The organism is Enterobacter sp. MALB-1 (assembly GCF_041021625.1).
In the GTDB taxonomy this organism is placed as follows: domain Bacteria; phylum Pseudomonadota; class Gammaproteobacteria; order Enterobacterales; family Enterobacteriaceae; genus Enterobacter; species Enterobacter oligotrophicus.
Map to the genome: position 1 here is coordinate 3,969,503 of NZ_JBDPJL010000001.1, position 25,088 is coordinate 3,994,590.

Below are 25,088 nucleotides of genomic sequence, written 5' to 3' on the forward strand. Positions count from 1 at the left end.
GGAATAGCTCATGACGGAAGCGCAACGGCATCAAATATTACTGGAACTCCTGGCGCAAACAGGGTTTATCACCGTTGAGAAAGTGATAGAACGTTTAGGGATTTCCCCAGCAACAGCGCGGCGTGATATCAACAAGCTGGACGAAAGCGGTAAGCTCAAAAAAGTTCGCAACGGCGCGGAAGCCATCAGCCAACAGCGCCCCCGCTGGACGCCAATGAACATTCATCAGGCACAGAATCACGATGAAAAAGTGCGGATCGCCAGAGCCGCTTCGCAACTGGTTAACCCCGGTGAAAGCGTGGTAATCAACTGCGGCTCCACGGCATTTCTGCTGGGCCGGGAGATGTGCGGAAAGCCGGTGCAAATCATCACCAATTATCTGCCGCTGGCCAACTATCTTATCGACCAGGAGCATGAAAGCGTGGTGATCATGGGAGGGCAGTACAATAAAAGCCAGTCCATCACCCTGAGCCCGCAGGACAGCGAAAACAGCCTTTACGCGGGGCACTGGATGTTTACCAGCGGCAAAGGTCTGACCGCTGACGGCCTGTATAAAACCGATATGCTTACCGCAATGGCGGAGCAAAATATGCTTAACGTCGTAGGCAAGCTGGTGGTACTGGTCGACAGCAGCAAAGTCGGCGAACGCGCTGGCATGCTGTTCAGCCGCGCTGAACAAATCAGCATGGTGATCACCGGTAAAAATGCCAACCCGGAGATCCTCCGGAAACTGGAAGATCAGGGCGTCACGGTGCTGCGTGTTTAAAGATGCTGACGGAAAAACTCGACGGTAGCCTCCAGCGCCGTTGGTGTAATGCGGTGCCGGACACCCGCTTCCCACAGGCAGGTAAGATTACCATCCAGGCCTTCATGCTGTAGCGCCTGCTGCAGACGGAAAGTTTCGACTGCCGGGACCACATCGTCCGCTTCTCCATGCCACAGCAGGAGCGGGCGGTTGGCCAGATGCGGTAACGCGTGAGTGATGTCCCACTCAGCCAGCACCGCGTCAATATCCTTCGGTTCCTGAGGCGGGAACAGCGTCTGCGACAGGGAGGAAAAATAACCTGACCCCATCAGACAGGCTACGGATCGCACTTCGGGGTGGCGGGCCATTATCCCCAGAGCCGTCATTCCCCCCATCGACGCCCCCGCTACCGCCAGGCGTCCATCCGCCACCAGCCCCGCCTCATAAAGCGCATCACGCAGCCCGGCGAACTCGGTCAGATTACCGTGCAGAATTTGCCAAAACTGCCCGAGACGGGCGTGTTCATCGCCCGAAAACCGCGCGCCATGATCGGGCGCATCCGGCATCACTACCCGAAAACCAGCCTGCGCCAGCGCCACGGCAAAATAGCTGTAGACCAGCTTAGAAGAGGTGAAACCATGATAAAAAACGACCACAGGCAGCGGTTGTGCATCTTTTCCAGCAGGGAAAGCGTGTATGATTTCATGCGTACCGAGGCGTCGGGTTTCAAGTTCAATCATGGTCGATCCTTTACTAATGAATGATTCATAATGTTGAGAACTGGGTTACGATTTCGCGATATTTTCATTCGAAATTTACGCCTCAGATAACACTTCGGGAACATTCCCCCAAAACTAAATTTACAGACAACTACACTATGGCTATCAGGAAACGAGATATGGTTATGCGCAGGTTTGCTGCTTTATTGCTGGTCTCTCTGCTCAGTGGCTGTAGCGTCTTGCAGGGAACACCGCAACCCGCTCCCCCGGTCGCCGATCACCCGCAGGAAATTCGTCGTAATCAGACGGAAGGATTACAACGGATGGGCACCGTCTCCGCGATGGTTCGCGGTTCCCCGGATGACGCGGAAGAGGCAATCAAAGCACAAGCTGTCGCCGCAAAAGCAGATTATTACGTCATTATCATGATTGATGAAACCATCATTACGGGACAATGGTATTCACAGGCAATTTTGTACCGTAAGTAAGTTAATCATTTGAACGACATTTACACTGCTTTGCGTCCATAGACATTTTCCTGTCCACAATAAACTCCATGCCAGCAACAAGGGAAGTGAGTTTATTCGCGAAGGATTGCCCGGCGGATACCGGAGACATGTGAAATGGAGCTGACGATGAAACGAACTCTTGCTTTGACCTCTCTGTTACTCTCAGCAGGCCTGGTGAGTACAACCGCGCAGTCAGCTGAATTCGCCAGTGCTGATTGTGTCACTGGCCTGAATGAAATTGGCCAGATCTCCGTCAATAACATTACGGGGAGCCCGCAAGACGTTGAGCGTGTCGTTGCATTAAAGGCCGATGAGCAAGGCGCTTCCTGGTATCGCATCATCCAGATGCAGGAAGATAACCATGTCGATCACTGGCGGGTACAGGCCATTCTGTATGCATAATTCTTCAGTATAAAAGCCACTGATTTTAGTGGCTTTTCTCAGCACACACGGGTGGGCCTGTTTCAGTTAAACGGCTAACCTACTCTGCCCGTGGCGCGCAGCAGCAGATCGTTTTGCACCTGTTCACTCATCAGCGTTCCGCCACGGGTATCCAGCATCATGCGGCACCACGCCTGCGCCACTGGTGGTGATGCGTGCCGTAACATCTGACTTCCGGTCCCCAGTAAAAAGAGCTGCCGGGTGATCTCCCTGCCCTGCGCCTCCTGCGGCTTACGCAGCTTCTGTTGCAACTGCCGCCAGCTACGATCAAAATGCCGATCCTGGCCTTTTACCTGGGCGAACTCTTCGGTGAGCAGGTCGAGCGTGCCAGGCTGCTTCGCCAGCACCCGCAGAACATCCAGGCACATAATATTCCCCGATCCTTCCCAGATGCTGTTCACGGGCATTTCCCGGTACAAACGGGGAAGCTCACTCTCCTCGCAGTATCCAACGCCACCCAGAACTTCCATCGCCTCTGCGACAAATGGAATACCCGCCTTGCACACGCTGTATTTCGCGGCCGGGGTGAAAAGCCGCGCCCAGAGAGCTTCATGCACGTCCTCGCGCTTATCCCATGCACGCGCAAGGCGGAACAGCAGCGCCGTTTGCCCCTCCAGCACCAGCGCCATGCGGCTTAGCACCTCGCGCATTAGTGGCTGGTCGATAAGGTTTTTCCCGAATGTCTGCCGCTGATGGGCATGGTAAAGCGCTACCGATAATGCCCGGCGCATCAGGCCGTGGCTACCCAGTGCGCAGTCGAAGCGCGTCAGGCCGCCCATTTTGAGGATTTGTCGGACACCCTCTCCCTCTTCCCCAAGCAGCCAGCCAGAGGCGTCGAGAAATTCCGCTTCACTGCTGGCATTTGAACGGTTGCCGAGCTTATCTTTCAGGCGCTCCAGACGCACGGCATTACGTTGCCCGTCAGGCAGAAAGCGCGGTACAAAAAAGCAGGACAACCCGCCCTTAGCCTGCGCCAGCACCAGATGCGCATCGCTTTGCGGCACGGAGAAAAACCATTTGTGCCCCACTAGCCGATAGCTGCCGTCACTGCATTTTTCCGCGCGGGTGGTATTGCTGAGTACATCCGAACCGCCCTGCTTTTCCGTCATTCCCATGCCGATCAGCAGCCCGCGCTTTTGTGCGCCCGGCGCGAGATGAGGATCGTAGCGATCGCTCATCAGCGGCGTCAGCCAGTCATGAAATGCTCCGGGAAGTGCCTTCTGTAGCAGTGGAGTGGCGGCGAAGGTCATGGTGATGGGGCAAAGCGTACCCGCCTCCACCTGTGCATGCAGGACAAAGCGCGCGGCTCTGGCGACAAACGAACCGTTGCGCGCCTCCTCTTCCCACGCCAGATTATGAACACGGTTGGCGCAAAGCCCCTGCATCAGAAGATGCCACGCGGGGTGAAACCGGACGTCATCCAGCCTCTCCCCCGTGGCATCATAACGTAGCAGCTCCGGCGGGTTAACGTTCGCCAGCCTGCCCAGTTCCAGTGACTCCGCCGTGCCTAACTGCTGCCCGATACTGGCAAGAAGGTCTGTATCCCACTCCGCACCTTCGCGGACAACCGCATCGCGCAAGGCGCAATCAGAGAGAAAAAGGTTGCTGTTAGAAAGCGGTACAGGTTGATTAAAAACGGTATGTGTCTGCCAGAGCATGCTGTCTCCCTCCTTCAATGGCAATGACGATAAGTATGGACAGAGCGCGCGCACGCTGCATGGGAGGGGAGTCACACGATGGCAATCCCACTGAAATCATTCGTGAAATAGCTCACAGAACATAAGAATAAACTATTTCATACCCTCTCTTTTATTGAATAATTTATTCTTACCCTTATCTGTGAGGATCGTTATGCAACAGGATGCGCACAAGCGTGCATTAATTGCAGGCTCCATTGGTAATTTCATCGAGTGGTACGAGTTCGCCGTCTACGGTTTTCTGGCGACCGTCATTGCGAAGAATTTCTTCCAGCTTGAGGGAGAAGGGGGGCTGACAAGCCTGATCCTCACCTACGCCTCGTTTGCTATTGCCTTCTTCTTCCGCCCGTTAGGCGCGGTGGTATTTGGTCGTCTCGGCGACAGGATTGGCCGAAAACCGACGCTGATTATTGTGCTGGTATTAATGACGCTGGCGACTGCCGCCATCGGTATTGTGCCGGTTTATGCCAGCATCGGGATTGCCGCGCCGCTGATAATTACCCTGCTTCGCATCCTGCAAGGGCTGTTCGCGGGTGGCGAGTACGGCGGTGCTGTCTCGCTGATGACGGAGTTTGCCCCGCGCGGCAAGCGAGGCCTCTACGGCGCGTGGCAGTCCTTCACGGTGGCGCTGGGGCTGCTGGCTGGCGCAGGCGTCGTGGCGTTGCTCTCCGCCCTGCTCACGCCTGAGGCGTTGCATGACTGGGGCTGGCGCATTCCGTTCTTCCTGGCGCTGCCCATGGGAGTTGTCGCGCTGTGGCTGCGGGTGAGCATGGAAGAGACACCGAGCTTTGTGCATCAACAGGAAAAACCCGTCGTTGCTCAGGCCAATACCGCTTCCACGCTGAAAGCCATCGTCATGGGGATCGGGCGGGTAATGGTCTGGTCCGCGGCGGGTTACACCTACCTGGTGATTATGCCGACTTATCTGCAGTCCGCGCTGCACACCGGATTTAACCAGGCGCTGCTGATTGCGGTAATTTCAAATATCGGCTTTGCGTTGACCATTATTCCCTCGGGAATACTGAGCGACAGGATCGGACGCCGCACGGTAATGATTATCGCCACGGCATTATTGCTGATCCTTGCCCTGCCGCTGCTGAAAATTCTGCAGGCGGAGTCCAGCACGCTGGCGGTAAAAGCGGTAGTCGTATTGATTGCGGGTGGTCTGGTTGGGATGCTGGCAGGACCGGGCCCGGCGATGCTGTCTGAGATGTTCCCGACACGCGTGCGCTATACGGGGTTGGGGCTGGCTTATTCTCTCTCTAACGCCATCTTCTCAGGTTGTGCCGGGCTGATCATTACAGGACTGATAAAAGAGACGGGCAACCTGGATATTCCGGCGTATTACGTGATGGCAACAGCGGTGGTAAGTATCTTCGCGCTGATGACGCTGAGAAAGGATGACCATTTACGATCGTTAGAGGAGTGAGGCAAATGCCCGGTGGCGCTGCGCTTACCGGGCCTACGGTACCGTGCTTTTGTAGGCCGGGTAAGGCGAAGCCGCCACCCGGCACAACAGGCTACCCGCGCTGACGCACCGCTTCAAACAGACAGATACCCGTCGCCACGGAAACGTTCAGGGACGATACGCTGCCCGCCATCGGGATGCTGATCAGCTCATCGCAGTGCTCGCGCGTCAGACGACGCATACCTTCGCCTTCTGCCCCCATCACCAGCGCCAGACGGCCGGTCATTTTGCTCTGATACAGGGTATGATCCGCTTCACCGGCGGTCCCGACGATCCAGATATTCTCTTCCTGCAGCAAACGCATGGTGCGCGCCAGGTTGGTGACGCGGATCAGCGGAACGTTTTCCGCCGCGCCGCAGGCCACTTTCTTCGCGGTCGCGTTCAGCTGTGCAGAGCGATCTTTCGGCACGATCACCGCATGCACGCCAGCCGCATCGGCGCTACGCAGACACGCTCCGAGGTTATGCGGATCAGTTACGCCATCGAGGATCAGGAAGAACGGGTTTTCCAGCTCAGCAATCAGATCCGGCAGATCGTTTTCCTGATACTGGCGGCCCGGTTTCACGCGGGCAATAATGCCCTGGTGAACCGCACCGTCACTTTTCTCATCCAGGAACTGACGGTTCGCCAGTTGGATCACCACGCCCTGCGCTTCCAGCGCGTGGATCAGCGGCATCAGGCGCTTATCTTCACGCCCTTTCAGAATAAACACTTCCTGAAAACGCTCCGGTGCGCGCTCAAGAAGGGCCTGCACCGCATGGATGCCGTAAATCATTTCACTCATTGATGATTCTCATAATAGATAATTCCCCTCTCCCCTTTGAGGAGAGGGTCAGGGTGAGGGGAGAATTTACTCCGCCTGCTTTTTCCTGGCTGCGCGCTTCGCTTTGGTTGCAGCCGCTATTTTCTGTGTTTTAGCGGAAGGCTTTTTCGTTGAGCGGGCCTCTTTCTTCGCCGCCTTCGGCTTCTGTTTCTTCTCGCCACGGAACGCGCTGTCCGGCTCGAAGTTCACCTTTTTACCCGCCTGACGACGTCTACCGCTCGTTTTGCCGTTTCCACCTTTTTTCGCCCTTTCACGCTCGGTTTTGCCGACGTTACGCGGAGCACGTTCGCTGGAGATCAGGCTGAAGTCGATCTTACGGTCGTCCATATTAACGGCTTCAACTTTCACTTCCACGCGATCCCCCAGACGATACGTCTGGCCGCCGGATTCGCCAATCAGACGCTGGCCGACCTGGTCGAAACGGTAATAGTCGTTATCCAGGCTGGAGACGTGCACCAGACCGTCGATAAACAGCTCATCCAGACGAACGAAGAAACCAAAGCCGGTCACGCTGGCAATCACGCCTTTAAAGACGTTACCCACCTGATCCAGCATAAAGTCACACTTCAGCCAGTCCGCCACGTCGCGGGTTGCTTCATCGGCACGGCGCTCGGTCATGGAACAGTGCTGGCCCAGCTGCAGCATCTCTTCCATGGAATAGTGGTTGCCACCGGTTTCGGTCGTGTTCCCTTTGTGGCCCTGCTCCTGCGCCAGCAGATACTTGATCGCGCGGTGCAGAGAAAGGTCAGGATAACGGCGGATCGGCGAGGTAAAGTGCGCATAAGACTGCAGCGCCAGACCAAAGTGACCCCGGTTTTCCGGATCGTAAATCGCCTGCTTCATGGAGCGCAGCAGCATCGTCTGCAGCATTTCTGCGTCAGGACGATCGCCAATAGACTCCAGCAGCTCGGCGTAATCACGCGGCTCTGGTTTGTTACCCCCCGGCAGCTCCAGACCGAGTTCAGCCAGCACAGAGCGGAACGCGGTAATGGCTTCCGTAGTCGGTTTATCGTGAATACGGAACAGCGCAGGCTCTTTGGCTTTCTCAACGAAACGTGCCGCCGAGATATTCGCCAGGATCATACACTCTTCTATCAGCTTGTGCGCATCGTTACGCTGGGTCTGCTCAATACGCTCAATGCGACGCTCAGCGTTGAAGATGAACTTCGCCTCTTCGCTCTCAAAGGAGATCCCACCGCGCTCTTCACGCGCCTGATCCAGCGTTTTGTAGAGGTTATGCAGCTCTTCGATGTGTTTGACCAGCGGCGCGTACTGTTCGCGCAGATCCTGGTCGCCCTGCAGCATATGCCAGACCTTGGTATAGGTCAGACGCGCATGAGAGCTCATCACCGCTTCGTAGAATTTATATCCGGTTAAGCGACCTTTGTTGGAGATGGTCATTTCGCAGACCATACAGAGGCGGTCAACCTGCGGGTTCAGGGAGCACAGGCCGTTGGAGAGCACTTCCGGCAGCATCGGCACCACCTGAGACGGGAAGTAGACCGAGGTGCCACGGCTGCGCGCTTCATTATCCAGCGGCGTGTGCGGACGAACGTAGTAACTCACGTCAGCGATAGCCACCCACAGACGCCAGCCGCCACCGCGTTTTTTCTCACAGTACACGGCGTCATCGAAGTCGCGGGCGTCTTCACCATCAATAGTAACCAAGGGCAGATCGCGCAGATCCACGCGGCCCACTTTGGACTCTTCCGGTACTTCTTCGCGAAGACCTTCAACCTGCTCTTCAACCGCTTTTGGCCAGACGTACGGAATTTCATGGGTGCGCAGCGCCATATCAACGGCCATCGTTGTGCCCATGTTATCGCCCAGCACTTCAACGATTTTACCTACCGCTTTGGTGCGGCGCGTTGGACGCTGGGTGAGTTCCACCACCACCACAAAGCCCATACGCGCACCCATCACCTCTTCCGGTGGGATCAGAATGTCGAAGCTCAGACGACTGTCGTCCGGCACCACAAAGCCCACGCCCGCATCGGTAAAGTAGCGACCAACAATCTGGCTGGTTTTTGGCACCAGTACGCGTACAACACGCGCTTCACGGCGGCCTTTACGGTCTGCCCCCAGCGGCTGCGCCAGGATCTGGTCACCGTGGATGCACATTTTCATCTGTTCAGATGAAAGATAAAGATCGTCTTTGCGGCCTTCCACACGCAGGAAGCCAAAGCCATCACGATGACCAATGACGGTGCCTTTCAGCAGGTCGAGGCGTTCTGGCAGCGCATAGCACTGGCGGCGGGTAAAGACCAGTTGCCCGTCGCGCTCCATCGCGCGAAGGCGGCGGCGAAGGGCTTCAATTTGCTCTTCACCTTCAATGTTTAATTCAACGGCAAGTTCTTCACGGTTGGCGGGTTTTTCGCGTTTTGTTAAGTGTTCAATGATGAACTCGCGGCTGGGGATAGGATTCGCGTATTTTTCGGCTTCGCGTTCCTGGAAAGGATCATGTGACATATCGGTTCCTCCGTTGTCAGCTCCGGTGGAAATTTTCTTCATTCCACCAGCAATAATTTATAAAGCGGTTGATTCTCTTCAACCAAATCGGCCAGCGTGTAGTTATCCAGTTCCATGAGAAAACTTTGCACGGCCTTAGAAAGCGCCTGTTTCAGGCGGCAAGCGGGCGTAATGTGGCAGAACTCGCTGCTGCAATTCACCAGAGATAACGGCTCCAGTTCACGTACCACATCCCCAACACGAATACTCTGCGCCGGTTTACCGAGACGGATCCCACCATTTTTCCCTCGGACGGCAGCAACGTATCCGGCACGGCTAAGTTGATTGATTATTTTGACCATATGATTACGGGACACACCGTAGACCTCTGTCACCTCAGAGATACTGGTCATTTGCCCTTCGGGTAACGACGCCATGTAAATCAGCGCGCGTAAGCCGTAATCGGTGAAACTTGTTAACTGCACATCAACCTCAGGAAAAAAGGGAAAACGCGGTCAAACCGCAGAGATATTCATTAATGATGATAAACCAGCCAGATAGTTGGCGGCTAATTTATTTGACAGACGGGGCGAAAAAGCGGAGATCCAGGAGCGGTCGCCGGATGGCGCTACGCTTATCCGGCCTACGGGTCTCCCCGCAGGCCAGCAGTCACGAAGATTATGCGTCGAACGGGTCGCGCAGGATCATCGTTTCAGTACGGTCCGGGCCGGTAGAAATAATATCGATCGGCACTTCAGTCAGTTCTTCAATGCGCTTAATGTAATCCAGCGCTGCCTGCGGCAGGCCGCTACGCTCTTTCACGCCGAAGGTGGTCTCAGACCAGCCTGGCAGGGTTTCGTAGATTGGCTCGATGCCTTCCCAGTCGTCAGCAGCCAGCGGAGTGGTGGTCACTTCGCGGCCATCTGGCATACGGTAGCCGACGCAGATTTTCACTTCTTTCAGGCCGTCCAGTACGTCCAGCTTGGTCAGGCAGAAGCCAGACAGGGAGTTGATCTGCACTGCACGACGCACTGCAACCGCATCCAGCCAGCCGGTACGACGACGACGACCGGTGGTCGCGCCAAACTCGTTACCCTGCTTGCACAGGAACTCGCCGGTTTCATCAAACAGCTCGGTCGGGAAAGGACCCGCACCCACGCGAGTGGAGTAGGCTTTGATGATGCCCAGAACGTAATCCACATAACGTGGGCCCAGGCCAGAGCCAGTTGCCACGCCACCAGCGGTGGTGTTAGAGGAGGTTACGTATGGATAAGTACCGTGGTCGATGTCCAGCAGCGTCCCCTGCGCACCTTCGAACATGACGAAATCGCCACGCTTGCGCGCCTGGTCCAGCAAATCGGACACATCAACCACCATACCGGTCAGAATGTCTGCAATCGCCATGACGTCATCCAGCACTTTCTGGTAGTCAACAGCGTCAGCTTTGTAGAAGTTCACCAGCTGGAAGTTGTGATATTCCATCACTTCTTTCAGTTTTTCAGCGAAGGTTGCTTTGTCGAAGAGGTCGCCCACGCGCAGACCGCGACGTGCCACTTTATCCTCGTAAGCCGGACCGATGCCACGACCGGTGGTGCCGATCGCTTTCGCGCCACGCGCTTTTTCACGCGCTACGTCCAGCGCCACATGATAATCCAGGATCAGCGGGCAGGCTTCGGAGAGCAGCAGACGCTCACGAACAGGGATACCACGGTCTTCCAGACCTTTCATCTCTTTCATCAGCGCAGCCGGAGACAGCACAACACCGTTACCGATGATGCTGGTGACGTTTTCGCGAAGAATGCCTGATGGAATAAGATGGAGGACGGTTTTTTCACCGTTGATTACGAGAGTATGGCCTGCGTTGTGACCGCCCTGGTAGCGTACAACATATTTAGCCCGTTCAGTCAGAAGATCAACAATCTTCCCTTTACCTTCGTCACCCCATTGGGTGCCCAGTACGACGACGTTGTTACCCATTTTTTCAAAATCACCGTTTGCTTAAAAATGGATTCTACCATCGCTTTTTCAGATATACAGCACTTTTTGACCCTAAAATATGCCAGTTATGGCTACTTTTTGATCAGCCAATCGTTTTCCTCAACATGTAGTAGATCACGATGCCAGCAACCACAAGTCCACCACCAAAACGACGCAAAATATTATCCGGCAGTTGGCTCATGGTGGCGATCATTCGACGCCAGGCACGGGGATAAAGCATCGGGCCAAGACCTTCCAGCACCAAAACCAGGGCCAGTGCGAGCCAGATCGTTGAATTCATTTTTGATCCTTATAAAAGAAAACCACCGCTCCGTTGAGAGCGGTGGTTTGAATACTCAAACTGATCGGAGTTTATCGCGTTGCGTTAGCTGGCGTCTTCATATAACGGAAGAAATCGCTGTCCGGGCTGAGCACCATTACATCCTGGTTGCTCTGGAAGCTATTCTCGTAAGCACGCAGGCTACGGATAAAGGCATAGAAGTCCGGGTCCTGGCTGAATGCATCCGCAAACAGTTTCGCCGCTTCGGCATCGCCTTCACCACGCAAGATACGGCCCTGACGCTCAGATTCCGCCAGCGTTTTGGTCACTTCGTAATCCGCTGCCGCACGCAGTTTCTCCGCCTCTTCCTGGCCCTGCGAACGGTGGCGACGCGCTACCGCTTCACGCTCAGCGCGCATACGGTTGTAAATCGCCTCAGACACTTCTGCTGGCAGGTTGATCTGCTTGATACGCACATCCACCACTTCGATACCCAGTGCAGCCATACTGTTCGGGTTGATCACCGGCACTTTGCCATTGGTCTCAGCCTGAACGCGTTCAGCCGCTTTCGCAATCGCGTCATCTGCAGCTGGCGTCGAGACTTCGTCTTCCGTACCTGCAGAACCGGAGTTCAGCGCATCGCGTACTTCAAGGGTCAGACGACCACGGGAGTCCGTCACGATGTCTTTCACATCCAGACGACCAATCTCAGAACGCAGACGGTCAGAGAACTTACGTTTCAGCAGCACTTCCGCCTGAGAAACATCACCACCGCCTGTTGCCAGGTAGTAGCGGCTGAAATCACTGATACGCCATTTGATGTAAGAATCAACGATCAGGTCTTTCTTCTCTTTGGTCACGAAACGGTCGGCCTGGTTATCCATGGTCTGGATACGGGCGTCGAGCGTTTTCACTGATTCAATCAGTGGGATCTTGAAGTGCAGGCCTGGTGCATAGACCAGCGGTTTTTCTTCGCTGTCACGCAGAACCTTACCGAAGCGCAGGGTAATACCACGCTCGCCCTCTTTCACCACAAAGATAGAGGTATAAAGTACGACCAGTACGATGATGATGATCGCAATAACTGACTTACGCATCCTTATTCCCCCTGACGCTGGTAGTCGTTACGCTGCGCGTTAGCACGGCGTTGGTCCATAATGTCACCATCGTTCGAAGAAGGCGTTGTGTTCGCGCTGGCGCTGCCCGATGAGACTGGCGGCAGGCGCAGCAGGTTATTCGCCCCACTGTTTCCCGACTTCGCAGCAGGCGCAGAACCGCCTTTCAGCATCTGGTCCAGCGGCAGAACCATCAGGTTTCCGCCTTTGCTGTCGTTAACCAGCACTTTACGCGTGTGGCTCAGCACTTTTTCCATGGTCTCGATATAGAGACGCTCACGGGTAATTTCCGGTGCGGCTTTATATTCCGGCAGGATCTTCGCGAAACGCGCCACTTCACCCTGCGCTTCCAGGATGGTCTGGGTCTTGTACGCGCGCGCTTCTTCCAGAATACGCTGTGCCTGACCGTTAGCACGCGGCTGAACTTCGTTGGTGTAGGCTTCTGCTTCGCGGATGTACTGCTGCTCGTTTTCACGTGCGGCAATCGCATCGTCAAATGCGGCTTTCACCTCTTCCGGCGGACGGGCAGCCTGGAAGTTGACGTCCAGCAGGGTGATACCCATGTTGTATGGACGGATGGTCTCTTCCAGCTCGCGCTGGGTATCGCTACGAATAACGGTACGACCTTCGGTCAGAATGCGGTCCATGGTGTATTTCCCGATCACACCACGCAGGGCGCTATCGGTTGCCTGACGCAAGCTGTCATCAGCGCTGGTCACGCTAAACAGATAACGCTCAGGATCGGTTACGCGGTACTGCACGTTCATCTCAACGCGCACCACGTTCTCGTCCGAGGTCAGCATCACGCCAGAGGCTGCCAGTTCACGGACAGATTCCACGTTCACTGCGGTCACGTCGTCAATGAAGGTCGGTTTCCAGTTCAGGCCCGGCTCAACCAGATGGCTGAACTTGCCGAAACGGGTGACCACACCGCGTTCCGCTTCTTTAATGGTGTAGAACCCGCTGGCGGCCCAGATGATTACCACAGCAGCGGCCACAATGCCCACCACGCGGCCACCCATTTGCGGGCGCGGCCCCTGAGTGGAGTTGCCACCCGAGCCAGAACCTTTACCTCCGCCAAGTCCACCAAGTTTTTTGCTTAGTTTGCGGAAGATATCATCCAGATCCGGCGGCCCCTGCTCGCGACCACCTTTGTTGCCATTTCCCCCAGAGTTGCCGCCTTGATTATTGCTGCTTCCCCACGGGTCGCGGTCTTGTCCGTTATTACCGGGCTGATTCCACGCCATGTATATGCTCCATATTTGTTATGCAAGGGCGAATTATTCAGGCTTCCCCTTTCTGGTCAGACGATATAGTCCGCCAGCGCAGGTTCTTGTTTACAGAGGCGACGCCAGTCAACGATCGGCATACGCACCTGCATCCCCACGCTGCCGTCATCCTCCATCCACTCTTTTTCTATCGCCTGAAGCTGATAAAACCGGCTGCGCAGCCTGCCTTCCTGTGGTGGCAGGCGCAGCGTGTGCTGAGCGACCTCACCGGAAAGACGTTCTGTCAAAGCCTGGAAAAGCAGTGGCACACCAATACCGGCCTGGGCCGAAAGCCAGACCCGAATCGGTTTGTTCTCTTCATCCCGGTCGATACGCGGTTCAAAATCATCCAGCATATCGATCTTGTTCATCACCAACAGGGTTGGGATTTCGTGGGCGTCGATCTCTTCGAGCACCACGTTTACCGCGTCGATGTTCTCCTGTACACGCACGTCTGCCGCATCAATCACATGCAGCAGCAGGGTCGCCTGTCGCGTCTCCTGCAGGGTAGCTTTAAACGCCGCCACCAGGTCATGCGGCAGATGGCGGATAAACCCTACGGTATCCGCCAGCACGGTTTCACCGACATCCGCAACGTCAATACGACGCAACGTTGGGTCCAGGGTCGCAAACAGCTGGTCTGCGGCATAAACCTGGGCCTCAGTGATCTGATTAAACAGGGTGGATTTACCGGCGTTGGTATACCCCACCAGCGACACCGTCGGGATGTCGGCTTTCGAACGCGCGCGACGCCCTTGCTCACGCTGTTTCTCAACGCGTTCCAGACGTGAGAGGATCTGGGTAATACGGCCACGCAGCAAACGGCGGTCGGTTTCGAGCTGGGTTTCACCCGGACCGCGTAAACCAATCCCGCCTTTCTGTCTTTCAAGGTGGGTCCAGCCACGCACAAGGCGCGTTGCCAGATGGCGCAGTTGCGCCAGCTCAACCTGCAGCTTACCTTCGTGGGTACGTGCACGCTGAGCAAAAATATCTAAAATCAAACCCGTGCGATCGATAACACGGCATTCGCAAAGACGTTCCAGGTTACGTTCCTGAGCCGGAGACAGCGCATGATCAAACAACACGACTGATGCGCCGGTTGCTTTTACGGCATCCGCAATTTCTACTGCTTTACCTTCACCAACAAAATACTTTGGGTGCGGCGCTTTACGGCTACCGGTAATCACCTGCATTGCTTCGACACCGGCGGAAGAGACCAGAGATTCAAACTCCTGGAGGTCTTCCATATCTTTGTCTTGCGAAAAATAGATGTGTACCAGCACCGCCTGCTCACCGGCATCATAACGGTCAAACAAGCGTAAAACCCTCAAAAAAAAATCAGCGGGGAACGCAGATTCCTGGCTCCCCGTGTGGATAACAGCCAGAAACCTTATTCGGTGTCTTCGCTGTCCTGCGCAGGAGAAGAAGAGCCCTGCGCGTTGCTGCCATGATGGTAGTTACTACCAGTGCCGCCGCCAGCGTTATTGCTGTGATGGGAAACCGGACGAGACGGAACAACAGTAGAAATCGCGTGCTTATAGACCATCTGGCTGACCGTGTTTTTCAACAGGATCACGAACTGATCGAAAGACTCAATTTGTCCTTGCAGCTTGATACCATTCACCAAATAAATAGAAACTGGAACACGTTCCCGACGCAATGCGTTCAGGAACGGATCTTGTAAAGATTGCCCCTTAGCCATTCTATCTTTTCCTTATATGCTTGTTTTGTACTTAGAACCTTGCGATTCTGAAAAATTGCGCACGATACGGCTTAATTGTACACATTCAGTGAGCGATATCACCAACAACCTGAATGACTTCGTTTAGCGCCTGTTGTGGTTTTTCACTGTCTAACCAGTGAACCCCCTCCCAACCGCGTAACCAGGTTATCTGGCGTTTCGCTAACTGCCTCGTGGCGCAAACACCTCGATAAACCATTTCATTGTATGAAATCTCACCTTCAAGATATGACCACATCTGGCGATATCCCACACAACGAATGGAAGGCATGTCCGTATGCAAATCTCCACGGGCAAAAAGCGCCCGCACTTCTGCTTCAAAACCTGAAGCCAACATCTGATGAAAACGCTGCTCAATTCGTTGATGGAGCAGTTCACGGCTCGCCGGGGCGATGGCGAACTGATGCACCTGATACGGCAGAGCGTCTCCTGACGTTTGCGTCAGTTCCGTTAAAGTTTTACCCGAAATGAAAAAAACTTCCAGTGCTCGGGAAAGCCTTTGCGGATCATTTGGATGAATCCGTGCTGCGGCAACCGGGTCAACCTCTTCCAGTTGCTTATGCAGAACGTCCCAGCCTTGCTCTGCCGCCTGCTGTTCAATCTTTGCTCTCACTTCCGGGTCGGCAGATGGCAGAGGCGATAACCCCTCCAGCAGCGCCTTGAAGTAGAGCATGGTTCCGCCAACCAACAGCGGTATACGTCCCGCTGCCGTTATCTCGGCCATTTCAGCTAAGGCATCGCGACGGAAATCCGCTGCGGAGTATGCCTGCGCCGGGTCGAGAATATCCAGTAAACGGTGCGGTGCCGCGCGCAGTTCATCTGCGTCTGGCTTTGCCGTGCCGATGTCCATTCCCCGATAAATGAGGGCAGAATCAACGCTAATCAACTCTACTGGCAAAACTTTACGTAACTCAATGGCTAACGCCGTTTTGCCGGAGGCCGTTGGGCCCATTAAAAAAATCGCCTTAGGCAGGCTCGCCTTACTTACGTCAATCATGTTTCAGGGCGGTCATCGCCGTTTGTAAATCAACAGGTTGTAATAATCCACCCGGTGGCGTTTTGACTAACTGCGGGCAAAGGCGTTCAACCTCTGCCAGCACGGTAATCGCCTGCGCCATACTCCACGGCGTGTGTTCGCTTGCCAGATGGCGGGCGATCCACTGCGCGGTGTTGGCGGCATCAAACGACGTTTGCTGCGCCAGGTAGCCTATCAGTTCAGGAATCAAGTTTTGTAAATTTTGTTGGCGTAAGGGTAAAGGCACTGCGCGAATCGTCACATGCTGCGCTTCCAGTACACATTCAATGCCCATTTCTGCCAACAGCGGCGTGGCACGCTGCAATACCGCTGTTTCTTGTGCGGATATTTTCAGGCGAACAGGGATCAGCAACGGCTGTGCACAGGCCGCGTTGTCCCCAGGCGTAAGCTGGGCTTGTTTAAGCCAGCGTTCCGCCACCGGCAGCGCCAACAGCAGCAGCGTGCCCTCGCGTTCGAGCAAGGCCATATCCGGAGCAATAATGGTCAATACCCGGCCAAAACTTTGGTGGTGCCCGTCCAGCGCGGGAGCGGGTACTGAAATAGGTTCTTTACGCTCCACCGCCGGGGTGTCCAGCAACTTGCGGTACAACGCTCCTTGCTGCTTTTGATAGCCCGGCTGAGCGTTCGGGTAGTTCGCACCGGTTGGACGCGGCGCACTTCCTGCCGATCCAAATCGTGGCGCTGCCGGTTCGCGCGCGGCGGCAGGTTCAGCGAAATGGTTACGCCCCGCCGCCACCCGGTTTTCCGGCAACGGACGAGGCGTTGGCTCTACCTTTTCCAGCGGCAGGGCCGGTTCCGCCTGCTGCTGCAAAACGCTCACTACGCCCTGATAAATAAAATCATGTACCAGACGCGACTGATGGAAACGCACCTCATGTTTGGCTGGGTGGACGTTCACATCAACCTGATGCGGGTCAATCTCAAGGTAGAGCACAAACGCAGGCTGCTGGTCAGCGCCGAGCTTATCTTCACAAGCCTGGCGGATTGCATGGTTGATTAACCGATCGCGCATCATACGGCCATTGACATAGCAATACTGGATCTCCGCGAACGCAGAACTGCCTGCGTGGGGATCGGCAACCCAACCGCGCAGCGCCAAATCACCATGCTGCCACTCAATAGCCAGCGCTTTCTCCAGGAACGGCGTCCCGCAGATAGCTCCCAGGCGACGCTCTTTCTGCCCCCCTTCTGCCACCGCACGATACTGGCGCATCACCTTGCCGTTATGGCTGAGGTTGATGGTGACGTCAAAACGTGCCAGCGCGATGCGGCGGATAATCTCATCGATATGACCAAACTCGGTCTTCTCGGTGCGCATAAACTTGCGTCGGGCGGGCGTGTTGTAGAACAGATCCAGCACTTCCAGCGTGGTGCCGACAGGGTGTGCCGCGGGTTTAACCGTGACGTCCATGTCGCGCCCTTCAGCATAGGCTTGCCAGGCTTCCTGCTGTTCAGCGGTGCGGGAGGTGAGCGTCAAACGGGAAACGGAACTGATACTGGCCAGCGCCTCACCGCGAAAGCCGAGGCTGATGATTGCTTCCAGATCGTCAAGCGAGGCAATTTTACTGGTCGCATGACGCGCCAGCGCTAACGCCAGCTCGTCTTTTTTGATGCCACAGCCGTTGTCACGAATGCGAATGAGCTTTGCGCCACCGCGTTCGATATCAATATCAATGCGGGTCGCGCCCGCATCAAGGCTGTTTTCCACCAGCTCCTTTACTACCGACGCAGGGCGTTCCACCACTTCACCGGCGGCGATTTGGTTCGCAAGCTGCGGCGGTAGAACCTGAATCGGCATAAATTCTCCTTAGTTGGTCGCGGTCATCTCACCCGGCAGCGTGGCACTGGCCGTCTGTGCTGCCCCGCCCTGCGGCGCGGACTGCAGCGGATGCGCGTCAAAATATTTACGCAGACCGTTATAAATCGCTTCGGCAACTTGCTGCTGATAGCTGTCGCTGCCCAGCAGACGTTCTTCACCGTTATTACTGATAAAACCCGTCTCCACCAGGATCGACGGAATATCCGGCGAACGCAGAACGCCAAGACTCGCATGTTCCGGACGACGTTTATGCAGCGAACCCACGCTCTGCAGCTGGTCCAATACGTTAGTGGCGACATCATACCCGACGCGCTGCGAATGACCGAACTGTAAATCCAGCACCGCCTGGCTAAGATAAGGATCGGACTGGCTGTTTGCCAGCACATCACCCGCACCACCTAATAGTTCGGACTGCTTCTCATGCTCTTCAAGCCAGTTGGCCATTTCACTGTTGGCTCGACGATTCGAGAGCACCCATACCGACGCGCCGGTTGCGTTACGGTTAGGTGCGGCATCCGCATGTATGGAGACCAGGAAGTTAGCGTTCTGCTTACGCGCCACATCCGAACGCCCCATCACCGAGATAAAATAATCTCCGTCACGGGTCATTACGCCTTTAAACATCGGGTCATTATTCAGCAACGTGCGCAGCTTGCGGGCAATGGCGATAGTGACATTTTTCTCTCGTGTCCCCCCCGGCCCAATAGCCCCAGGGTCCTGCCCACCGTGTCCGGCATCAATGGCAATAATGACTTTATCGCCGCTGACCGCACGGCGCGCACTGGCCGCAGGACGCGTTACCGTATTACTGCTGGTAACGCTGGTCATACGGTCGTTTGGTGATTTAAACGGGTTCCGGGCCGGTTCAGCGGGACGCGGGCTATAAACCGGCTCCTCCACGCGCTTCGCCACAACCGGCGGCGGCGGAACGTCAGCGTTGATGGTAAAGACCACCGTGTAGTTCGCCCCGTTTTGCTGCTTCACGGCCTGGGTTTTACCCTTTTCAGTCAGATCGACCACCAGCCGTAACGACTGTGCGTCTTTCGGCGTGCCAGAACGAATGCTTTTGACCAGGTTGTTGCCGCTGAACTGCAGCGGTAGCCCCTGGATCACACCGGTCTGTTTGATATCCAGCGCCACGCTGTGGCTGTCGATTTGTGAGAAAGCATATTCAGGATCGCCCATAAAACTAAAGGTAATACGGGCCTGGCTGTCGCCGTTCGACACCTGAATATCCGAGAGATTTGCTGCCCCGGCGTGCGCGCACAGCAGCACCGTTGCAGCCAACAACCAACCTTTAACGCGATTAATCATCCCGTCATCCCTACGCTCAACCGGCCAAACGCGCCAGTAAGGAACAGCCTGATGAGGAAACAGCACTGATGCGCGCCTCACGCCCTTGTGCCTGGTAATCTATGTGAATTTCGACATCCGGGTCAGGCAGTACACCCGCACCTTGTTGCGGCCACTCCACCAGGCAAATGGCGTCATTGGCAAAATAATCGCGGATACCCATAAATTCCAGCTCCTCCGGGTCCGCAAGACGGTATAAATCGAAGTGGTACACCATGAGATTTTCAAGCGTGTACGGTTCTACCAGCGTATAGGTCGGGCTTTTTACGTTCCCGTTATGGCCTAACGCCTGCAAAAAACCACGGCTGAAGGTTGTTTTACCCGCGCCTAAATCGCCATACAGATAAATGACCGTAGCCCCCTGACAGGCTTGCGCCACGCGCTTGCCGAGATCTAAGGTGGCTTGTTCATCAGGTAAAGGAATCGCTCGATTAGTCATTTTCTACGTCAATCACATCCGGGTTAACAACACGCCGCAGCGTGCCAAAAAGATCGGTGGCGAGCATACCGCGCGTACCATAAAGCGCTGCCAGCCTGTCGGCTGCCGCACCGTGGATAACGCATCCCGCACAGGCTGCATCATAAAGGGGAAGTTTCTGTCCGAGCAACGCGCCGATGATGCCTGAAAGCACATCGCCCATGCCGCCGCTCGCCATGCCTGCGTTTCCGGCATCAATAATGCCCTCTGCATCGTCACTGGCAATGACGGTTCCTGCCCCCTTCAGAACGGCAACACCTCCGTAACGTTTTACCAGACGCTGAGCAGAAAGTAAGCGATCGCTTTCAATTTCTGCGACGCTGCAGTTAAGCAGCCGCGCGGCTTCGCCGGGGTGTGGCGTCAGGATGCGATTGTGACGCTTATCCGGGTTGATTGCCAGAAGGTTCAGCGCATCCGCATCCCACAGCATCGGTTTACGAAAATTCTCAACTTTTCGCAGGGCGTGTTTCCCCCAGTCCTGCTGCCCAAGTCCAGGGCCAATCACCACCACATCAGCCCATTCGAGGCTCTCTTCAAGCGTCTGCGGTGTAAGTTCATGCACCATTAGCTCCGGGCGGGCAGTAATGATCGGGGCAATATTTTCGATGCGCGTAAGTACGCGCACCAGCCCGGCACCGCTGCGCAATGCCGCCTCGCCGGTCATGCGGATAGCGCCTGCCGTTCCGTGATCTCCCCCTACGATCACCAGCCTGCCGTGATCGCCTTTGTGCGATGTCGGGCGGCGCGGCGGTAACCACTGCGCGATCTGCGAGGCATCAAAACGCGAAAGATGCGTCTCCTGCCCGGCTAACCAGCTTTCCAGTCCCAGCGCGTTATGGTGCAGCGTACCCACCACATCCCGTGCTTTACCGGTAAGCAGCCCTGGTTTCAGGGCGATAAACGTCACGGTATGCGACGCCTGAATCACAGCCCCCGGTGTCGTGCCAGTTTGCGCCACTAATCCCGACGGAATATCCAGCGCAACAACAGGTGCAGGATGCGCGTTGGCGCGCGCAATCAAAGCAGCAATACTCTCGCGTGGCGCGCTACGCAGCCCGGTGCCCAGCAGACCATCAATAATGACATCAATATCATCCGGCCAGGCAATATCTGGTGCGTGGATCACTCCGCCCGCATTCAGCCAGGCTTCCCGCGCGTCGCTTGCTTCTTCGGGTAACGGTTTATCACTTTCCAGCGCCAGCAGGGTTACATTTATACCTGCCGCCACGGCCAGGCGAGCGACGACATAACCATCGCCGCCGTTATTGCCATGCCCGCATAAAATCAGCCAGTGCGAAGATTGTGGGTAGGTGTTACGGGCCACGGTAAACGCCGCCTCTCCAGCCCGCTGCATCAGTTCAAAAAGGGTTATGCCGAGGCTGTCTGCGGCCTCTTTTTCGGCACGCCTGAGGTCATCCGCATGCCAGATGGAATGTGGTATACTTGTGGGGTTTTTCTTCACAGTATGGTCCGTCATGTCACAGCCCCTCGATCTCAATCAGTTAGCACAAAAAATTAAACAGTGGGGCGCTGAACTTGGCTTCCAGAAGGTCGGCATCACCGACACCGACCTTTCCGCCAGCGAGCCTAAACTTCAGGCGTGGCTGGACAAACAATACCACGGCGAGATGGAGTGGATGGCGCGTCATGGCATGATGCGCGCACGTCCACACGAGCTTTTGCCGGGCACATTACGCGTCATCAGCGTGCGCATGAACTACCTGCCCGCCAACGCGGCGTTTGCCCGCACGCTAAAAAATCCCTCGCTGGGCTACGTCAGCCGGTATGCCCTGGGGCGGGATTACCATAAGCTCCTGCGTAACCGCTTAAAAAAGCTCGGAGAAACTATTCAGCAGCACTGCGTTTCGCTGAATTTTAGACCGTTTGTCGACTCCGCGCCTATTCTTGAGCGCCCGATAGCTGAGAAAGCCGGACTTGGCTGGACAGGTAAGCACTCACTTATCCTCAGCCGTGACGCCGGATCGTTCTTCTTTCTTGGTGAACTGCTCATTGATTTGCCGTTACCGGTAGATGGCCCGGTAGAGGAAGGTTGCGGACGCTGCGTGGCCTGTATGACTATCTGCCCGACAGGGGCTATCGTCGAGCCCTATACCGTTGATGCACGCCGCTGTATTTCGTATCTCACCATCGAACTGGAAGGGGCTATTCCCGAAGAATTCCGTCCGCTTATCGGCAACCGTATCTACGGCTGCGACGACTGTCAGTTGATTTGCCCGTGGAACCGCTATTCACAGCTTACGGATGAAGAGGACTTTAGCCCGCGTAAAGCGCTGCATGCCCCGCCACTTATTGAGCTGTTCGCCTGGACCGAGGCCTGGTTCCTGAAGGTGACTGAAGGTTCGGCCATTCGCCGTATTGGTCATCTGCGCTGGCTGCGAAACGTCGCCGTTGCGCTGGGTAATGCGCCGTGGGATGAAGCCAATATTCAGGCGCTTGAAAGCCGCCGAGGTGAGCACCCACTTCTCGATGAGCACATAGAGTGGGCGATTGCGCAGCAAATCGAGAAGCGAAATGCCTGTGTGGTCGAGGTGCAATTACCGAAGAAACAGCGTCTGGTCAGAGTGATCGAAAAAGGGCTTACGCGCGATGCCTGATATATTCACAGCCTGTGCATAAAAATAAAAACTCAGGCACCATCAGGCTTTGCACACAGATCAAGTGATCTCTTTAACATTTTGAAATCAAATTTTTTTCTTATAATACAACTGATTATAAAGATACTATTCACCCTGCGAAGTTTTTAGCCCTTCCGGGTAAAGCATAGTTTCTGTGGATAACTCTGTTTACAAGAGTATTTCGGAGGCAACGGAAAACGTCCCCAGCGCATCTTTTCGCTGTGGATAGTTTGGATATAAAGAAGAATCTGGAGCGGGAAACGAGACTCGAACTCGCGACCCCGACCTTGGCAAGGTCGTGCTCTACCAACTGAGCTATTCCCGCTTGGGTGGTCTGTGCTTTGGAAGCACTTTCAAATTTTGGAGCGGGAAACGAGACTCGAACTCGCGACCCCGACCTTGGCAAGGTCGTGCTCTACCAACTGAGCTATTCCCGCTTGGGTGGTCTGTGCTTTGGAGGCACTTTCAAATTTTGGAGCGGGAAACGAGACTCGAACTCGCGACCCCGACCTTGGCAAGGTCGTGCTCTACCAACTGAGCTATTCCCGCAAATTTGTTGCTGCCGTAACGTGTAATTCTCTGTCGTTACGGGAGGCGCATTATACGAGAAATCCGTTTAGCTGCAACCCCCCTTAAAGCGATTTTTTTGAAAATACGTTCAAGTGCTTATTTAATCGGCAAGCTGCACAATTTAACGACAAAAACCCGGTCACGCAAGGTGCCGGGTCGCAAAAATCACAGCTTAATAAAGTTTTCGCGGTAGTACGCCAGCTCTGCCACGGACTCACGAATGTCATCCATAGCCTGGTGCGTCCCCTGCTTTTTAAAGCCGTCGAGGATTTCAGGTTTCCAGCGGCGCGCCAGCTCTTTCAGGGTGCTGACATCCAGATAGCGGTAGTGGAAATAAGACTCCAGCTCCGGCATGTACTTAAACAGGAAGCGGCGATCCTGACCAATGCTGTTCCCGCAGATAGGGGATTTACCCGCCGGAACCCACTGTTTCAGAAACTCAAGAGTCGCCAGCTCTGCCTGGCGGTCGCCCTGGGTGCTGGCCTTCACGCGCTCCACCAGCCCGCTGCCTGTGTGGGTACGCACGTTCCACTCATCCATCAACGCAAGCTGATCGTCAGACTGATGTACCGCAATGGTTGGCCCTTCAGCCAGAATATTCAGGTTTGCATCGGTCACCAGCGTTGCAATTTCAATAATGCGATCGCGCTCGGGGTCCAGCCCGGTCATTTCAAGATCGATCCAAATCAGGTTGTTTTCGTCCGCGCTCATGTTATTTTCCACCCTTCTCGCATAACCGGCAGTAGCAGGTTAACTAGTATTAATTAGAGTGTATCATAGAGGTTTTGCCCGTTACGGGCGACCAGGAGCCAGCGCGATTGAGTAAAAATAAACTCTCCAAAGGGCAGCAGCGCCGTGTGAATGCTAATCACCAGCGCCGTCTTAAAACCACTACGGAGAAGCCGGATTACGACGACAACCTGTTTGGCGAAGCAACAGAGGGCGTGGTCATCAGCCGCTTTGGAATGCATGCCGACGTGGAATCCGCCGACGGTAAGATCCACCGTTGCAATATCCGTCGCACCATCCGTTCACTGGTGACCGGTGACCGCGTCGTGTGGCGGCCGGGTAAAGAGGCGGCGGAAGGTGTCACGGTTAAAGGCATTGTCGAAGCGGTTCATGAACGCACGTCGGTGCTGACCCGCCCTGATTTCTACGACGGCGTAAAACCGATTGCCGCCAATATCAACCAGATTGTGATTGTGTCGGCGATTTTACCTGAGCTGTCGCTCAATATTATCGACCGTTACCTGGTAGCCTGCGAAACCCTGCAGGTTGAGCCAATTATCGTACTGAATAAAATCGATCTGCTGGATGACGAAGGCCTGGCTTTCGTGAACGAACAGATGGATATCTACCGTAACATTGGTTATCGCGTTTTAATGGTTTCCAGCCACACCAAAGATGGTCTGAAGCCGTTAGAAGAGGCGCTCACCGATCGCATCAGCATTTTTGCGGGTCAGTCTGGCGTCGGGAAATCGAGCCTGCTGAATAATCTTCTCGGCCTCCAGCAAGCGATCCTGACCAACGATGTGTCTGATGTTTCTGGCCTGGGCCAGCACACCACGACCGCCTCGCGTCTGTATCATTTCCCGCATGGTGGCGACGTGATTGACTCACCAGGAGTGCGTGAATTTGGTTTGTGGCACCTTGAGCCGGAACAAATCTTCAACGGATTTGTCGAATTCCATGATTATTTAGGTGCTTGCAAATATCGCGACTGCAAACACGATAATGACCCAGGCTGTGCCATTCGCGAGGCGGTGGAAAACGGTGAAATTGCGGAAACCCGTTTTGAAAACTATCACCGCATTCTTGAGAGCATGGATCAGGTAAAAACGCGTAAAAACTTTTCTGATTCTGAAGACTGACAACTAAGCTAAGCATCGCTAAAATCGTCCCCCTTTTTTCAGGTTCCGGCGGCTAAATGCCGGATCAGGAACGACAAAACAATGGCCTGGAGGC

Annotated in this window: 23 protein-coding genes and 3 tRNA genes; 6 read left to right on the top strand and 20 right to left on the bottom strand. The window is 55.1% G+C overall.

Going from position 1 to position 25,088, the window contains the following annotated elements:
- Positions 1-10: 10 nt before the first annotated feature.
- Entirely contained in the window at positions 11-766 is a 756-nt protein-coding gene (gene ulaR, locus ABGB15_RS19020; RefSeq protein WP_152083209.1) for an HTH-type transcriptional regulator UlaR, read from the top strand.
- On the opposite strand, the gene yjfP is transcribed toward ulaR, so the two are convergent.
- Positions 763-1,485 carry an esterase gene (yjfP, locus tag ABGB15_RS19025; RefSeq protein WP_215723685.1) on the bottom strand — a complete coding sequence of 241 codons (723 nt, stop codon included), beginning with the start codon at positions 1,483-1,485 and terminating at the stop codon, positions 763-765. The genes ulaR and yjfP overlap by 4 nt on opposite strands.
- A gap of 137 nt (positions 1,486-1,622) precedes the next feature.
- On the opposite strand from yjfP, the gene bsmA reads away from it, so the two are divergent.
- Together bsmA and yjfN are read left to right on the top strand one after the other, a co-directional pair.
- Positions 1,623-1,952, top strand: coding sequence for a biofilm peroxide resistance protein BsmA (gene bsmA / locus ABGB15_RS19030; protein ID WP_152083207.1), 330 nt, complete (start codon positions 1,623-1,625; stop codon positions 1,950-1,952).
- 147 nt (positions 1,953-2,099) lie between these two features.
- Positions 2,100-2,375: a DUF1471 family protease activator YjfN gene (yjfN, locus tag ABGB15_RS19035; RefSeq protein WP_152083206.1), complete on the top strand. Its 276-nt coding sequence runs from the start codon at positions 2,100-2,102 to the stop codon at positions 2,373-2,375.
- Positions 2,376-2,449: 74 nt separating this feature from the next.
- Here the strand turns inward: yjfN and ABGB15_RS19040 are convergent, their stop codons facing one another.
- A complete protein-coding gene (locus ABGB15_RS19040; RefSeq protein ID WP_215723684.1) occupies positions 2,450-4,072 on the bottom strand; it encodes an isovaleryl-CoA dehydrogenase in 1,623 nt (540 codons plus the stop codon).
- A gap of 193 nt (positions 4,073-4,265) precedes the next feature.
- Between ABGB15_RS19040 and ABGB15_RS19045 the strand changes: the two genes are divergently transcribed.
- Positions 4,266-5,540, top strand: coding sequence for an MFS transporter (locus tag ABGB15_RS19045; RefSeq protein ID WP_152083204.1), 1,275 nt, complete (start codon positions 4,266-4,268; stop codon positions 5,538-5,540).
- Between the two features lie 91 nt (positions 5,541-5,631).
- Here the strand turns inward: ABGB15_RS19045 and rlmB are convergent, their stop codons facing one another.
- The 14 genes from rlmB to nnr form a co-directional block, all read right to left on the bottom strand.
- Complete coding sequence (gene rlmB, locus ABGB15_RS19050) at positions 5,632-6,363, bottom strand: 23S rRNA (guanosine(2251)-2'-O)-methyltransferase RlmB (RefSeq protein ID WP_039024652.1); 732 nt, start codon at positions 6,361-6,363, stop codon at positions 5,632-5,634.
- Between the two features lie 66 nt (positions 6,364-6,429).
- Positions 6,430-8,871, bottom strand: a complete 2,442-nt coding sequence (gene rnr, locus ABGB15_RS19055; RefSeq protein WP_215723683.1) for a ribonuclease R — start codon at positions 8,869-8,871, stop codon at positions 6,430-6,432.
- Between the two features lie 38 nt (positions 8,872-8,909).
- Positions 8,910-9,335: a nitric oxide-sensing transcriptional repressor NsrR gene (gene nsrR / locus ABGB15_RS19060; protein ID WP_152083202.1), complete on the bottom strand. Its 426-nt coding sequence runs from the start codon at positions 9,333-9,335 to the stop codon at positions 8,910-8,912.
- A 193-nt stretch (positions 9,336-9,528) separates the two neighbouring features.
- Positions 9,529-10,827, bottom strand: coding sequence for an adenylosuccinate synthase (locus tag ABGB15_RS19065; RefSeq protein ID WP_152083201.1), 1,299 nt, complete (start codon positions 10,825-10,827; stop codon positions 9,529-9,531).
- Positions 10,828-10,930: 103 nt separating this feature from the next.
- Positions 10,931-11,128, bottom strand: coding sequence for a DUF2065 domain-containing protein (locus ABGB15_RS19070; RefSeq protein WP_003855996.1), 198 nt, complete (start codon positions 11,126-11,128; stop codon positions 10,931-10,933).
- A gap of 71 nt (positions 11,129-11,199) precedes the next feature.
- Positions 11,200-12,204: a protease modulator HflC gene (gene hflC / locus ABGB15_RS19075; RefSeq protein WP_152083200.1), complete on the bottom strand. Its 1,005-nt coding sequence runs from the start codon at positions 12,202-12,204 to the stop codon at positions 11,200-11,202.
- A gap of 2 nt (positions 12,205-12,206) precedes the next feature.
- Positions 12,207-13,469, bottom strand: a complete 1,263-nt coding sequence (gene hflK, locus ABGB15_RS19080) for an FtsH protease activity modulator HflK (protein WP_215723682.1) — start codon at positions 13,467-13,469, stop codon at positions 12,207-12,209.
- 56 nt (positions 13,470-13,525) lie between these two features.
- Positions 13,526-14,806 (bottom strand): ribosome rescue GTPase HflX, encoded by a 1,281-nt coding sequence (gene hflX, locus ABGB15_RS19085; protein ID WP_152083198.1) that lies wholly within the window; start codon positions 14,804-14,806, stop codon positions 13,526-13,528.
- A gap of 74 nt (positions 14,807-14,880) precedes the next feature.
- Positions 14,881-15,192 carry an RNA chaperone Hfq gene (hfq, locus tag ABGB15_RS19090; protein WP_152083197.1) on the bottom strand — a complete coding sequence of 104 codons (312 nt, stop codon included), beginning with the start codon at positions 15,190-15,192 and terminating at the stop codon, positions 14,881-14,883.
- Between the two features lie 85 nt (positions 15,193-15,277).
- Positions 15,278-16,228: a tRNA (adenosine(37)-N6)-dimethylallyltransferase MiaA gene (gene miaA, locus ABGB15_RS19095; RefSeq protein ID WP_215723681.1), complete on the bottom strand. Its 951-nt coding sequence runs from the start codon at positions 16,226-16,228 to the stop codon at positions 15,278-15,280.
- Entirely contained in the window at positions 16,221-18,065 is a 1,845-nt protein-coding gene (gene mutL, locus ABGB15_RS19100) for a DNA mismatch repair endonuclease MutL (protein ID WP_215723680.1), read from the bottom strand. Before mutL ends, miaA begins: the two co-directional genes overlap by 8 nt.
- Positions 18,066-18,074: 9 nt before the next feature.
- Entirely contained in the window at positions 18,075-19,400 is a 1,326-nt protein-coding gene (gene amiB, locus ABGB15_RS19105) for an N-acetylmuramoyl-L-alanine amidase AmiB (protein WP_215723679.1), read from the bottom strand.
- A 16-nt stretch (positions 19,401-19,416) separates the two neighbouring features.
- The gene (gene tsaE, locus ABGB15_RS19110; RefSeq protein ID WP_152083193.1) at positions 19,417-19,878 is read right to left on the bottom strand and encodes a tRNA (adenosine(37)-N6)-threonylcarbamoyltransferase complex ATPase subunit type 1 TsaE; all 462 of its coding nucleotides are present in this window, start codon (positions 19,876-19,878) and stop codon (positions 19,417-19,419) included.
- The gene (nnr, locus tag ABGB15_RS19115; RefSeq protein WP_215723678.1) at positions 19,871-21,394 is read right to left on the bottom strand and encodes a bifunctional ADP-dependent NAD(P)H-hydrate dehydratase/NAD(P)H-hydrate epimerase; all 1,524 of its coding nucleotides are present in this window, start codon (positions 21,392-21,394) and stop codon (positions 19,871-19,873) included. Before nnr ends, tsaE begins: the two co-directional genes overlap by 8 nt.
- On the opposite strand from nnr, the gene queG reads away from it, so the two are divergent.
- Entirely contained in the window at positions 21,393-22,532 is a 1,140-nt protein-coding gene (queG, locus tag ABGB15_RS19120; protein WP_215723677.1) for a tRNA epoxyqueuosine(34) reductase QueG, read from the top strand. The two genes, nnr and queG, sit on opposite strands and share 2 nt — an antisense overlap.
- Before the next feature lie 270 nt (positions 22,533-22,802).
- On the opposite strand, the gene ABGB15_RS19125 is transcribed toward queG, so the two are convergent.
- From ABGB15_RS19125 to orn, 4 genes are all read right to left on the bottom strand, one after another.
- Positions 22,803-22,878 (bottom strand) — tRNA-Gly (locus tag ABGB15_RS19125).
- Between the two features lie 36 nt (positions 22,879-22,914).
- Positions 22,915-22,990 (bottom strand) — tRNA-Gly (locus ABGB15_RS19130).
- A gap of 36 nt (positions 22,991-23,026) precedes the next feature.
- Positions 23,027-23,102 (bottom strand) — tRNA-Gly (locus tag ABGB15_RS19135).
- A 186-nt stretch (positions 23,103-23,288) separates the two neighbouring features.
- On the bottom strand, positions 23,289-23,834 hold the full coding sequence (orn, locus tag ABGB15_RS19140; RefSeq protein ID WP_215723880.1) for an oligoribonuclease: 546 nt from the start codon (positions 23,832-23,834) through the stop codon (positions 23,289-23,291).
- Between the two features lie 107 nt (positions 23,835-23,941).
- Between orn and rsgA the strand changes: the two genes are divergently transcribed.
- A complete protein-coding gene (rsgA, locus tag ABGB15_RS19145) occupies positions 23,942-24,994 on the top strand; it encodes a small ribosomal subunit biogenesis GTPase RsgA (RefSeq protein ID WP_168927637.1) in 1,053 nt (350 codons plus the stop codon).
- Positions 24,995-25,088 lie beyond the last annotated feature (94 nt).